This is a genomic window from Pyxidicoccus trucidator, from assembly GCF_010894435.1.
Classification (GTDB): domain Bacteria; phylum Myxococcota; class Myxococcia; order Myxococcales; family Myxococcaceae; genus Myxococcus; species Myxococcus trucidator.
The window spans coordinates 1507918-1520962 of sequence record NZ_JAAIXZ010000001.1; the positions used below are offsets into that span (position 1 = coordinate 1507918).

Genomic DNA, 13045 nt, shown 5'->3' on the forward strand with positions numbered 1-13045 from the left:
AAGGGCTTGGACAAGATCGGGTCTACCGAATCGCCTTGGGAAAGCCAGCCGCACGCGTAGCCCCCAGGATTGGAGTCCAACGATGAGCAAGCATCATCCCCGGATTCGTCTCCGAAAGCCCAATGGCGTGCCCATCGCATGCGACGCGCTGAGCATCAACTTCTACATGCGCCATCCGCATCGTGAGTTGGCGCCCGGGCTCGTCCGCTCCTTCGAGCTCTACCGGCACGCGATGGGAGGACATGTCCTCGGCCAATACATGGAGGAGACAGGAAACTGGGCGGAACTCGACGACTCCGGCTGGGAGCGACTTCATCGCGAGACGCTTGACGATCCCTTCCCTTACTACGACCTGAGAGAAATGACGGGTGAGGAGTCGTTCTACCGGATCGACTACCGCGGCCCGCTGTTCGTCGCGCCGGAGGAGGAACCCGACAGGGTATGCGCGGTCAGCTTCTGGCTGCCCACCGAGTACCTGGAGGAGCACGGGCCGGGGCAGGTGCGCGAGCTGGCGCTGGAGCTGGCCGCCCCGCTCCCCTTCTGCTCCGGCCACGCGGGCTTCGCCTTCAACACTGAGCACGACCTGCTCTACGCGAAGCCTGAGCTCCGCAAGCTGTGCTTCCTCCATCCGGGAATGGATGCCCCCAGAATCAGCACGCTCTCGATGGAGCTTGGCACGAAGGTCCGTTCGGCCTCGTGGCTGACCTTCCTGGGCCAGCCCGTGCTGGGCGAGTTCGGGGGCGCAAGCGGGCTCCGCGCCCGGCTGCGCTCACCGGACATCACCGTGCAGGAGTTGGAGGGTGAGCGCGTCGTCGTCACCCTGGGCTCCTGGCCGGAAGCGGGAGAGGACGGACGCATGCCACCCTCCTACCGGGAGCTGGCTCGCGTCCTGGAGCCCTGGCTCTTCCATGAGCGGTACCTTGTCGATTCAACCCTCACCCCTGAAGAACTGCGCCGCTGGGAGCGCCGGCTTCTCGACTGAAGGGGCCGCCAGGCGGAGGCGCCGCCCGCCGGACACCCAACGCCCTCGGGCCTACCGCCTCACCCCACTCCACCTTCCCCACCGAAGCGCAGCAGGGCCAGCAACTGGTCGGGTGAAAGCGCCGCGGCACCGTCCGCCTCGGACAACAGGCTGTCGGCCAGCTCTCGCTTCTCCGCGTGCAGCGCGAGGATGGCCTCCTCCAGCGTCCCCTCGGACACCAGCCGCGACACCGTGACGGGCTTCGTCTGCCCAATCCGGTGCGCCCGGTCCGTGGCCTGGTCCTCGACCGCCGGGTTCCACCATGGGTCCAGGTGGATGACGTGGTCGGCCGCGGTGAGGTTGAGGCCCGTGCCTCCCGCCTTCAGCGAGATGAGGAACAGCTCCCCCTCCCCCCGCTGGAAGGCCTCCACCCGCGCCTGCCGCTCCGCTGGCGGCGTCTGCCCGTCCAGGTACTGCATGGACACGCCCCGCGCCTCCAGCGCCTCACGCACCAGCGCCAGGTGCTTGACGAACTGGCTGAAGACGAGCGCCTTGCCGCCCTCGGCCCGCACCGTGTCCACCAGCTCCAGCAACCGCTCCAGCTTGGAGGACGGCAGGGGCGAGTCCCTGTCCACCAGCCTCGGGTGACACGCGGCCAGACGCAGCCGGGTGAGGGCGGCCAACATCGCGAAGCGCTGCTCCGGCCCGGGTGCGTCGCCCAGCTGCGCCAGCGCGGCCAGGCGCACGTCGTCGTAGAGACGGCGCTCCCCCTCGGACAGGGCGACAGGCACCACCGTCTCGATGCGCGCGGGCAGCTCGCGCGCCACCTGCGCCTTGGTGCGGCGCAGCAGGAAGGGCCGCACCACGCGGGCCAGCGACGCGCGGGCGTGCGCGTCTTTCGCGCGTTCAATGGGCGCGGCGAAGCGCTCGCGGAAGGACTCGCGGCTGCCGAGCAACCCGGGGAAGAGCAGCGCGTAGAGGCTCCACAGCTCCGACAGGCTGTTCTCCACGGGCGTGCCGGTGAGGGCCACGCGGGCCTCGGCCTTCACGGCGCGCACCGCGCGGGCCCTCGCGGTGTCCGGGTTCTTCACCGCCTGGGCCTCGTCCACGATGAGTGTCGCGAAGGACACGCCAGCGAAGCGCTCCGCGTCCCGCACGAGCAATCCGTAGCTGGCGACCAGCACGTCACCGGGCCCCAGCGTGTCCAGCAGCGCCTCGCGCTCCGCCTCGCGGTAGGAGTGCACGCGCAGGGACGGAGCGAAGCGCTCCGCCTCGCGCACCCAGTTGAAGCCCACGGACGTGGGGGCTACCACCAGCGCGGGGCCCTCCCCCGCGCGGTGCAGCAGCAGCGCCAGCGCCTGGAGCGTCTTGCCCAGGCCCATGTCGTCCGCGAGGCACCCGCCCGCGCCCCACCCGGCCAGCCGCGCCATCCAGGTGAAGCCCTCGCGCTGGTAGTCGCGCAGCTCGGCCTTCAGCTTCCGGGGCACCCGTACCTTCAGGGCCTGCGCCTCGCGGACGCGGGTGGCCAGCCGGCGCCAGTCGGGCGGGGCGTGCACATGTGCTCCCGCCTCCGCCAGCGCATCCAGGGCGGGCGCCGCCGCCGCGCTCACCTCCAGCCCGTGGCGCGTGGAGTGGGCCAGGTCCGACAGCGGGGCGAGCCGCTCGCGCAGCTCCTCCGTGAGGCGCATCCACCGGCCCGGCCCCAGCCGCGCGTAGCGGTGGCCACGGCGCACGGCCTCCAGGAGCACGGCCAGCTCCACGCGCTCCCCATCCACCTCCGCGCCGCCCTGCACGCCGAACCAGTCCCGCCCCCGCTCCACCCGCACCTTCAGGCCGGACAGGTCCGCCCAGCGCGACACCTTCCAGGGCCGCTCCTCCCACTCCACCGTCACGGCGGGGCCGGCGAGCGGCTCCAGCGCCTCCAGCAGCGCGAGCGTGGACGCCACGTCCTCGCGCGTGAAGCGGTGGGAGTCCGCGGGCAGGCCCAGGCGCTCGAGCAGGGCGGAGGCCTCGGCGCGCTCGGCCTCCAGCGCCCGACAGACGCGAACGCGCTGGCGACCCCGATGGCCGCGCACCACCGGCGGGCCCTCGCCAGGAGGCTGCGGCGGAGCCTCCGGGAGGGGCCGGGCGAGCACCACGCCCTCCAGGGCCTCGTCCCCCACGGGGCGCAGGCGGACGAGCAGCCCGGGAGCCGGCGCCACCTCGGTCCCCTCCAGGGACTCGGGCAGGGAGAGCGGGAAGCGGGCCTCCAGCCCGGCGAGGCTCGACAGCAGCGAGTGGCGCGCCGAGGTGGGAAGCCGGGAGCCGAACTCTCCCAGCGTGGTGAGCAGCGCGCGAGCCTCGGGTGGCACCGTCACCAGGGTGATGCGAGGCACCTCCAGTTCCACCAGCAGCCACGGCAGGGGCGACAAGGGCTCCCGAGTCGGCGGGCACAGGTCTTCCGCCCGGATGGGTGTCCCGTCGATGGAGGGGCGCACGCGGAGGGTGCCGTCCTCCTGCTCCTCGAAGGTGAAGCCGAGCCGGGCCTCGCGAACCCGGAGCGGCACGTCGGGACGCTCCGCCAGGCGCAGCCTTGGGCTGTGCGAGAGCGCCCGCAGCGCCTGGAGGAGCAGCGTCCAGTTGCCCCCGCTCGGGGCGGGCATGTAGCTGGCGCTGGAGGACAGCGCGGAGCCGGCGTCTATCAGCGCGAGCGCGTCCTGCTCGCCGGGCAGGGTGAGCAGGGAGCGGACCTCGCTCCGGTCCCGCCATCCCACCTGGGTCCCCTTGGAGAGCGTGCCCTTCTTCGTCAGCCGGTGGACGTAGGGCCGCAGGATGAAGGAGCGGGAGGTGGCGCCCTCGAGGCGGAAGGTGAGCTGGTCCGCGGGCGACGAGGCCGCGGGAGCCTGGGCCGCGAGTGACGCGGTCTCCAGGGCGGCGAGGATCCGCTGACCGGGGACGACGAAGAGCTGCTCGGCCAGCTGCGTGTTGAAGTCCGCTGAGCTCTTCCGGGAGAGCACGTCCAGCACCGCGTCCAGCGCGGTGAGCGCGTGCACGCAGCGGGCCTCGGAGCCCCAGGAGCACGGGCAGGTCAGCCCCGGGCGGGCCTCCAGCAGCGCCTGGGGCTCCAGGGTGACGCCCTTGACGGCGTGACGCATGGCCTCGAAAGGAGCCTTCACGGGGCCCGACTCCGACACGTACAACCGCAGCGGGCTCTCCTGAAGGTAGACGGCCGGCGTCGCCTCCAGGGCGCGAGGAGCTACCCAGGCACGGACACGCTCGCGCTCCCTCTGGAGCGCCTCCACCAGGGGGACCAGGCGGGCGTCCGTGGGTGGAGGGCGTGGAGCGGCGGCCTGCTCCTGCTCCAGTCCCAGGCGCACCCGCTCCGCCTCCTCCCGCAGGAAGGCCCACGCCGCCTCCTGGAGCGCGGCGTGGTTCCGGCCACCAAGGTGGGCCCTGCCGTCATCCTGAGCCAGGACCGCGAAGACGAGAGTGTCCGGGAAATGGAGGAGCGTCCCGTGCTGCCTGAGGGACTCGGGCAGGTAGGGCCGGAGCTCCGACACGGGGGCATTGCCCGCATAGGAGACCTGGTGGTCGCCCAGCCAGGCGCGGAGCGCCGCGTCGGTGGTGGGAGGCTCGGACGCCGAGGCCCTGGAAGGGCTTTGCTGGAGCCAGGCGAGCCCCACGGCCACGACGTGTTCGCAGACGAACTCCTCGAAGAATCCGGCGCACTCGCAATCGAAGACGTCACCCTCGCCGGTGGCGGAGATGCGGACTTCGTACGGGCCCCGTTTTCCCGCGGCCACCCGGCCTTCGAGGGTGTCCCCCAACTCCCGAACGGACAGCACGCGCCCACGGGCCAGGAGGTCGCGCCCCTGTTCATAGAGGCTGTCGCCGGCCTCGTCGCGGAGCGTGTCGTCGGTCAGCCACTGCCGGAGGGTGGAGGTGGACGCGGGGGAGGAGGATTCGAGCATGCGGGAAGCAGAAGCTACCTGCCGGGTCATGAGGAGGCGAGCCCTACCAGTGGGTCACCTCTTCAAACTCCGCGCCCTCTTGCTCCATGTCCACCGGGCGACATCCACACCGGGCACGCTCCTCCGCCCCACGAGCAGGCCGGGGAGCGGAGGGGCACCGCCGTGGGGCAGTACCTCCGGGGCGCTCAGGCGCCGAGCACGCCGCGCAGCACTTCCTGGAAGTAGTTGATGCTGCCCGTGTGCGTGGAGAAGTGCCTGGCGGACTGGTGGAGGCGCTCGACGACGGCCTCGAACTCCGCCTGGCTGACATCGCGCAGGGACATGTAGAGACGGACCGCGCCCTGGAGGTGGGAGAAGAGCGGGTTGCGGTCGGTGCCGTCAGGGCGACGGAGGAGGTGGCGGTAGAGCCGCTCGAACTCCTGGTCGGTCTCCGTGTTGCGCGTCGCCCGGCAGTAGCCCGCGGCGGTGGCCTCGATGAGCATGAAGAAGGGCTCGTACTCGGGAGGCGGAGCCTTGGCGAAGCTCGGGGGCTGCTTGTCGCCCGTCCACAGCTTGGAGATGGGCTGGAGCGTCACGTGCGCCAGCTGCTCGCCCGCGCGCACCTGGGCGCGCTGGCCCACGGGCAGCACGCGCTTTCCGTCCTCCCACTCCACGGCGACATACAGGCGGTCCGGCTGATCCACCTTCACGCCCGCCTGCTCCAGCTCCGCCACGGCATTCGCGTCCATCGTGTTTCGCTCCTCCGACGACCGCTGCGTATCAGGAGCCGCCCCGGTCCGCCACGAGGTAACCATGGGCGCGTCGGTTGCCCGACGCGGGCGGCCATTACCCCCCCACGCCCTCCAGGCGGGAGATGAGCGCGGGCCTGCGGGCGTTCAGCTCCCGGAGGGTACGGACCCGTGCCGCGAACTCCGCCGCCCGCCCCTGGCGCCGGGCCACTTCTCCCAGGTCCTTGAGGAGCTGGACACCCGCGTCGTATCCGCCGGGCTTCCGAGTGGCGAGGTGGGCCTCCACGTCCTTCCAGGCGGCGGCCTCGCGTGCGGCGAGCGTCCGGAGTGCCTTCTCGCGAGCCTCCGCCAGCTCCCGCTCGCGCCGCGCCTTCTCACGCGCCTGTGCCTGCGCCACGCGCTTCACCTGCGCCTCGTGCCGGACACGAGCGGCCTCGCGCAGCTGGCCTACGGTACGCAGGGAGGGGAGGGCTGACCCTGCTGGGGCCTGCCCCTGACGAAAGCGCTGGAGCAACTCCGTGCCGAGGAGGGGGTCCTGGCCTTCCATGAGGCGCAGGAGCAGTGCGTCCTTCTCCTTGAGGGGCAGGGCCTTGACCCAGGCGGCAAGCGCCTCACACGGAGGGGAGAGCCAGGCAGGAGCCGACGCGCTGACGGCGAGCGCCACCTCGAGCAGGTCCGAGCCGAGGTCGAGGAAGTTGGCGAGGGAGGCCAGGGTACCGGACAGCGGCTTCATTCCGGGAGGCACGGGCGGCTCGACCTCCTCGTCGTCCAGAGCGCCGGACGCGACCGCGCGAAGCCAGCCGAGGTAGAGACAGCGCGGGTCGCCCGCAAGCAACTCCGAGCGCAGCGGCAACAACGCCGCGAGTCCTGGCTCGGCCAGGTCGTCCCACTCCCCAGGCTCCTCCTGGACCGCGAAGGTCAGGATGACGTGCTCCCGGGTGGAGCGGAGGGACAGCCCCTGGTCATCCGTGAGATAGGGCGCCGCAAGCTTGGGGTCGAAGCGCTTGCGCGGCAGGCGGAGCATGAAGACGCGGGTGCCCCAGTTGGCCGTGTAGACGTGAGCGTCGAAGTACCGCTCCATCATCTGGTGCGGTGAACCCTTGAAGCTCCCATAGTGGTAGACGTTGGTGAAGCGGGTGGCGGAGATCTCCGCGCGGGTGGACAGCGCGCGGAGCTCGGCCTGCTCCTTCGAGGTGAGCGGCCTGTCGACTGCCTGGAACTCATAGTATTGGTACTCGCTCATGCTACCCACAGCGTAGTCCTCGGGCGATGGGGGGCAAGTTCCGGGCTGGAATGCGCATCTTGAAGTTGCGAGTCGCCTACTTCTTCGGCTGAACGTCCACCCGGGCCTGAGCCTGTGACATCAGGAGAAGCTTCAAGTCACTCAGCCAGGCATCAATGGTCGCCGTCCCCGGACGTATCGCCCTATACGTGGAGGAGGCTTCGGACCGCGACACCAGCTCGAGCTCGTCCGGACGGGCCTGGATGTGGATCCATGACTGCTCCGGTTCCCGCGACTGCTCGGGATGGACCTGGAACTCCACCTCGTCGTTCACATGAAGAGGCGTCTTCGACACCGTTACCTTGTCGATGCGAGGCACGTCCTGGCATACAGGCTGGCTCACACGCCGCTCCAGGAAGCCCTGGATGGAGCGAGCGAGGGGCTCCACTGATGAGCCACTGGTGTCGCGGAGCTCGACGTAGACGTTGTGGAAGAGCCAGAACACCGTCCGGAGCGGCGTGCCGGGTATCTGGACAGAAATCTCCCCGTCCGGATTCGAGCCGAAGACGATCTGGTCGAAGCCGATCCGCTCCTTGAAATCCTTCAACTTCCGCAGATTGACGAACATGAGCCCCCCAACACGGTACGGCCCATAGCAGCGCACAAAGACAAAGGGCCCTGAACCGGAGTCCAGAGCCCTTCAAGTTCTTCTTTCTGTGCCCAGAGCCGGAATCGAACCAGCGACACGGGGATTTTCAGTCCCCTGCTCTACCAACTGAGCTATCTGGGCGTGTGGGTCGCCGCGAGAAACAGCGCCCTCATAGCGAGCCCATCCCTCACCCGTCAACATCCATTTTGACGGGCCTCCTGGCCCCGGACATCAGGCCGCCAGGGACATCGCCTCGCCGTCCCAGGGTGTGAGACTCGCGGTGAGCCTCCGGCGCAGCTTCGCCCTCAGCGCCTGCTCGATCTGCCGGATGCGCACCGCCGTCACTCCGAACCGGCGAGCCAGCAGCTCCGCGCTCGCTCCCTCGTCCACCAGCATCCGCTCCTCCACCAGCGCCCGCTCCCGCGCGTCCAGCTCCGGCCAGGCCTCCTCCACGCTCGCCTTCAGCTTCTGCGCCCACTCCGCCCGCTCGAGCACCTCTTCCTGCGACGCCCAGTCCGACTCCAGCCCGTCCAGCCGCGTCACCTCCCCGTCCGGCGTCACCGGCGCGTCCAGCGACACGTCCCTCGCCAGCGACTCCGACGCCCGCCCCACGTCCTCCTCCCGCTTCCCCAGCGCCTCCGCCAGCCGCTTCTCCACCTCCGGATGGCCCTCCCCCCACCGGGCCTCCAGCCGCGCCCGCTCCCGCCTCAGCTGGAACACCACCCACGGCGCCCGCCCGCCCGCCATGCTCCAGTTGCGGCCGACGTAGGCACGGATGCGCGCCCGAATCCACTGGCTCGCGTACACGCCGAAGGGGATGCCCCGGTCCTCGAACCGCCCCGCCGCCTCCATCAACCCCACGTTCCCCTCCGCCACCAGCTCCTCCAGCGGAAGCCCCGTCCACCGGTACTTCCACGCCAGCCGCTTCACCAACTCCAGGTGCCCCCGCACCCGCGCCTCCACGACTTCGCCCGACGCCAGCTGCACCGACGCCTCGGACTCAGGGGACTCGCAGGACACGCTCTGGTTGACGGCTTCCATGGACCTCCTCCGGTCAGCCCGCGGAGGAAACCCCCGCGGAACGCAGAGAAACCTAAAGGTCAGAGGTCCATAAGAAAATGAGGTAGTTTGAACGCAATACTTCGGTTATCTCTATGGGTATGAGCTGGCTCAACTACCACCATCTTCTGTATTTCTGGACGGTTGCGCGTGCAGGCAGCATCGCCAAGGCAGGCGAGGAATTGCACCTGGCGCAGCCCACCATCAGCAGCCAGCTCAAGCTCCTGGAGGAGTCGCTCGGCCACAAGCTCTTCGAGCGCCAGGGTCGCAAGCTCGTCCTCACCGACGTGGGCCGCACCGTCATGCGCTACGCGGACGAAATCTTCCGCCTGGGCAACGAGCTGAAGAGCGTCGTCTCCGGCATGCCCACCGGCCAGCAGCTCCGGCTCAACGTGGGGGTGCTCGACGTCATCCCCAAGCTCGTGGCCGAGCAGCTCCTCAAGCCCGCGCTCGACGCCGGTCCGTCCCTCCGCATCATCTGCCGCGAGGGTCCCCTGCCCCAGCTCCTCGCCTCGCTCGCCCTGCATGAGCTGGACGTCGTCCTGGCCGACGCCCCCAGCTCCGAGCCCGTCAGCGTCCGCTCCTTCAACCACCTGCTCGGCAAGAGCGGCGTGTCCTTCTTCGCCGCCGGCAAGCTCGTCCAGCTCAAGAAGGACTTCCCCCGCTCGCTGAACGGCGCCCCGGTGCTGCTGCCTTCGAACGAGTCCTCGGTGCGCCGCTCGCTCGAGCTGTGGTTCGAGCGCCAGGGGCTGCGCCCGCTCATCGCCGGGGACTTCGACGACAGCGCGCTCCTCCAGGCCTTCGGGCAGCGCGGGCACGGCGTCTTCGCCATGCCCACCGCAATCGAGGCCGAGGTGGAGCGCCAGTTCAACTGCTCCGTCATCGGCCGCACCGACGAAATCGAGACCTGCTTCTACGCCATCACCGTCGAGCGCAAGCTGCGCCACCCCGCCGTCGTCTCCATCGCCGAGGCGGCCCGCTCGCAAATCTTCGGCGGCTGAAGTCCGGCCCGCTCACCGCGTCCCGGGCGCGCGGTACACCTCCGCGCCCGCCACCACGGTGGCCACCACCTGCGCCTCCACCAGCGCCCGGGCGGGGCCCTCCAGCGGGTCCGCGGACAGCGCCACGAAGTCCGCGTCCAGGCCGGGCACCAGCCGCCCGCGTCGCGACTCCTCGAACGACGCCCACGCCGGGCCCACCGTGAAGCCCTCCAACGCCTCGTGCGCCGTCAGCCGCTCCTCGGGCCTCCACCCGCCCTCCGGCCTGCCGGTGGCGTCCTGCCGCGTGACGGCCGCGTACAGCCCGGCCAGCACGTCCGGGTTCTCAATCGGGAAGTCGCTCCCCAGCGCGAGGTGCGCCCCCGCGTCGCGCAGGCTGCGCCACGCGTAGGCGCCCTTCAGCCGCTCGGGCCCCAGCCGCGTCTCCGCCCACGGCATGTCGCTGGTGGCGTGGGTGGGCTGCACGCTCGCCACCAGCCCCGCCGCGCCCAGCCGGTGGATGTCCTCCGGCCTCAGAATCTGCGCGTGCTCCACCCGGTGCCGCAGCGCCTGCGTGCCCGTCTCCGCCGACGCGCGCAGCAGCACGTCCAGCACCAACGTATTGGCACGGTCTCCAATGGCATGGATGCACACCTGGAAGCCCCTGGCCATGAAGGCCCGGGCCCGCGCCTCCAGCTCCTCCGGCGCCATCAGCAGCAGGCCCCGCTGCCCGGCCTCGTCGCAATAGTCCTCGTGCAGCGCTGCGCCCCGGCTGCCCAGCGCGCCGTCCGCCAGGAACTTCACCGAGCGCATCGCCAGCATCTGCCCCCGCCACGGTCCCTGCTCCAGGTACGCGTGTCGCTCCTCGCCCTGCCCCGCCGCCATGGCGTACACGCGCAGCGGCAGCGTGCCGGCCGCGTCCCACTCCTGGAGCAGGCGGAAGGCGTCCAGGTCCATGCCCGCGTCGTGCACGCCCGTCAGCCCCACCTGCGCGCAGCGCTCCAGCGCCGCCCGCAGGCGCGTCTCCAACTGCTCCCGCGTGGGCGGCGGAATCGCCGCGGCCACCACGTCCATGGCGTTGTCCACCAGCACGCCCGTGGGCTCGCCCCGCGCGTCCTTCAGGATGCGGCCGCCCTCCGGGTCCGGCGTGTCGCGAGAGATTCCCGCGCGCCGCAGCGCCTCGCCATTCACCCACGCCGCGTGGTGGTCCACCCGCGTGAGGAACACCGGCGTGGTGGGGAAGTGCGCATCCAGCTCCGCCCGCCCGGGGAACGCGGCGCCCGGCCACTCGTTCTGGTCCCAGCCCTTTCCCAGCAGCCAGTCCTCCTGGAAGCTGGAGGCCGGAGCCTGGGCCAGCCGGCGCAGCACCTCGTCCACCGAGGGCGCCTTCTCCAGCCTCGCCGTCGTCAGGCTGCGCCCCAGGCCATGGATGTGCGCGTGCGCGTCCACCAGCCCCGGCACCACCGTGGCGGGCCCCAGCTCCACCTCGCGCGCTTCCGGCCCCGCCGCGGCCTTCACCTCGGCGCGCGTGCCCACCGCGAGCAGCTTCCCGTCGCGCACCGCCAGCGCCCGCGCCATCGGCCGCTCCGCGTCCAGCGTCCACACCCGCTCCGCCAGGTAGACCGTGGTCTCCACCGTGCTCCCTCCGTCTGTCCGTCAGCGCACCCGGGCCCTGTCACCCCGGCGCCGCGCGAACTGTGCGCGAGCCGGGCAGAGGTGTCACGGGCGGGGTGCGCGCGGTGAGGACCGGAGAGGCTATTCCGCGTACGACGGCCCGCCGGTGCCGCCATCGACATCGGGCAGGGGCCCGGCGGGCCCGGCGGGCTCGGCCGGCACGGTCTGGATGGGCTCGCGCATCTGGTCCGGCCCCGCGAGGGGCTCCTGGTCCTCCGCCCCGGGCGGCTGCGTCGTCTTGCAGGCAAGCGGCACGGCGACCAGACACAGGGCGATGAGAACGACGCGACGCATGGAGCCTCCAAGTCAGGTTGAGGGCCGGACCCTAGGGAGCACGCCCTCCAGGGACAATCTGCGGCGTGGACCCAACGTCCACCACCGGATGCACGTCCCGCCAGGCAGGCCCTCCCTCCACGCTCCGGACACCGGCCCACCGCCGGAAGTCACCGGAAGCCTTTCCGCACCATGACCACCGTTGCCTCGGGAAGCACCTTCCTTTCCGGGAGCAGGAGACATGCTGGACGTCGTGGATGTCGGCAAACGTTCGCTCGCGACCTACCGCGACGTCGCTCCCGACTCGCAGCTCGACGAGCTGCTCCAGCTCTCGGACCGCCTGCGCGGCGCGCGCTGCATGCACCTCAGCGCCACCTCGTATGGCGGAGGGGTCTCCGAAATCCTTCGCTCGCTGGTCCCGCTCTACAACGACCTGGGCATCGCCACCGACTGGAAGCTCATCCACGGCGACGAGGCCTTCTTCCAGGTCACCAAGCGCATCCACAACGGGCTCCAGGGAGCGCCCGGCGAGCTCACGGAGCAGGAGAAGGCCATCTACCTGGCCAACGCGCAGCTCAACGCGAGCCGCATCGTCACCGACTCCGAGGACTACGACTTCATCTTCGTCCACGACCCTCAGCCCGCCGTGCTCGCCGCCATCTCCACGCTGCGCGACGCGCGGTGGATATGGCGCTGCCACATCGATACCTCCAACCCCAACCCCAGCTACTGGGAGTTCCTCGCCCCCTTCCTGCACGCCTACGACGCCGCCGTCTTCACCCATCAGGACTTCATCCCGCCCCGGCTGCCCATCCGCGACGTCCACGTCTACGCGCCCGCCATCGACCCGCTCAGTCCCAAGAACTACCCGCTGCCGGTGGACCTCGCCCGGCACGTGCTGGAGTGGATTGGCATCCGCACCCACCGGCCCCTCGTCACGCAGGTGGGCCGCTTCGACCGGTGGAAGGACCCGCTCGGCGTCGTGCGCGCGTACCAGCGCGTGCGCCCCCACATCCCGGACCTGCAGCTCGCGCTCGTCGGCTCGCTCGCCCTGGACGACCCCGAGGGCTGGGACGTGTACGAGGAGGTCCGCGCCGCCACCGTGGGCGACCCCCTCATCCACGTCCTCACCAACCTCGTCGGCGTGGGCAACATCGAGGTCAACGCCCTCCAGTCGCTCTCCGACGTCGTCATCCAGAAGTCGCTGCGCGAGGGCTTCGGCCTCGTCGTCTCCGAGGCCGTGTGGAAGGGCACACCCGTCATCGGCGGGCGCGTGGGCGGCATCCCCCTCCAGCTCCCCGAGGAGACCGGCGGCATCCTCGTGGACACCGTCGAGGAGTGCGCCGAGGCCCTCCTGCGCCTGCTGCGGCAGCCAGAGGAGGCGCGGCTGCTCGGCGAGCGCGGACGCGAGCACGTCCGCGAGAACTTCCTCATGCCCCGGCTGCTCAGGGACCACCTGCGACTGCTGGACCACCTGGCCACCGCGCGGCCCCTGGCTCCGCGCGGCCTCGCCCCCATCCCCCTCGCCCAGGCGAGCCTGCCAGGAGGGTGA

At 71.0% G+C, this 13045-nt stretch carries 10 protein-coding genes and 1 tRNA gene; 3 read left to right on the forward strand and 8 right to left on the reverse strand.

All coding sequences use genetic code 11. The features are described from left to right. The first annotated feature begins 82 nt into the window (after window positions 1–82). The gene (locus G4D85_RS06120; protein ID WP_240359101.1) at window positions 83–982 is read left to right on the forward strand and encodes a DUF3396 domain-containing protein; all 900 of its coding nucleotides are present in this window, start codon (window positions 83–85) and stop codon (window positions 980–982) included. Window positions 983–1041: 59 nt separating this feature from the next. Here the strand turns inward: G4D85_RS06120 and G4D85_RS06125 are convergent, their stop codons facing one another. The 6 genes from G4D85_RS06125 to G4D85_RS06150 form a co-directional block, all read right to left on the reverse strand. Beyond that, the gene (locus tag G4D85_RS06125; RefSeq protein WP_164008770.1) at window positions 1042–4911 is read right to left on the reverse strand and encodes a DEAD/DEAH box helicase; all 3870 of its coding nucleotides are present in this window, start codon (window positions 4909–4911) and stop codon (window positions 1042–1044) included. Window positions 4912–5096: 185 nt separating this feature from the next. After that, on the reverse strand, window positions 5097–5639 hold the full coding sequence (locus tag G4D85_RS06130) for a hypothetical protein (protein ID WP_164008772.1): 543 nt from the start codon (window positions 5637–5639) through the stop codon (window positions 5097–5099). Window positions 5640–5736: 97 nt separating this feature from the next. Next, entirely contained in the window at window positions 5737–6882 is a 1146-nt protein-coding gene (locus G4D85_RS06135) for a hypothetical protein (RefSeq protein ID WP_164008774.1), read from the reverse strand. Window positions 6883–6958: 76 nt separating this feature from the next. Continuing rightward, on the reverse strand, window positions 6959–7489 hold the full coding sequence (locus G4D85_RS06140) for a hypothetical protein (protein WP_164008776.1): 531 nt from the start codon (window positions 7487–7489) through the stop codon (window positions 6959–6961). Window positions 7490–7578: 89 nt separating this feature from the next. Next, a tRNA-Phe gene (locus G4D85_RS06145) sits at window positions 7579–7651 on the reverse strand. Between the two features lie 90 nt (window positions 7652–7741). Then, window positions 7742–8551 carry a sigma-70 family RNA polymerase sigma factor gene (locus G4D85_RS06150; protein WP_164008778.1) on the reverse strand — a complete coding sequence of 270 codons (810 nt, stop codon included), beginning with the start codon at window positions 8549–8551 and terminating at the stop codon, window positions 7742–7744. A 119-nt stretch (window positions 8552–8670) separates the two neighbouring features. Between G4D85_RS06150 and nhaR the strand changes: the two genes are divergently transcribed. Beyond that, window positions 8671–9570, forward strand: coding sequence for a transcriptional activator NhaR (nhaR, locus tag G4D85_RS06155; protein ID WP_164008780.1), 900 nt, complete (start codon window positions 8671–8673; stop codon window positions 9568–9570). 12 nt (window positions 9571–9582) lie between these two features. Here nhaR and G4D85_RS06160 read toward each other — a convergent pair whose 3' ends face one another. Both G4D85_RS06160 and G4D85_RS06165 read right to left on the reverse strand, forming a co-directional pair. Next, window positions 9583–11181: an amidohydrolase gene (locus G4D85_RS06160; protein WP_164008782.1), complete on the reverse strand. Its 1599-nt coding sequence runs from the start codon at window positions 11179–11181 to the stop codon at window positions 9583–9585. A 120-nt stretch (window positions 11182–11301) separates the two neighbouring features. Beyond that, window positions 11302–11514 carry a hypothetical protein gene (locus G4D85_RS06165; protein WP_164008785.1) on the reverse strand — a complete coding sequence of 71 codons (213 nt, stop codon included), beginning with the start codon at window positions 11512–11514 and terminating at the stop codon, window positions 11302–11304. A gap of 220 nt (window positions 11515–11734) precedes the next feature. On the opposite strand from G4D85_RS06165, the gene G4D85_RS06170 reads away from it, so the two are divergent. Next, a complete protein-coding gene (locus tag G4D85_RS06170; protein WP_164008787.1) occupies window positions 11735–13045 on the forward strand; it encodes a glycosyltransferase in 1311 nt (436 codons plus the stop codon).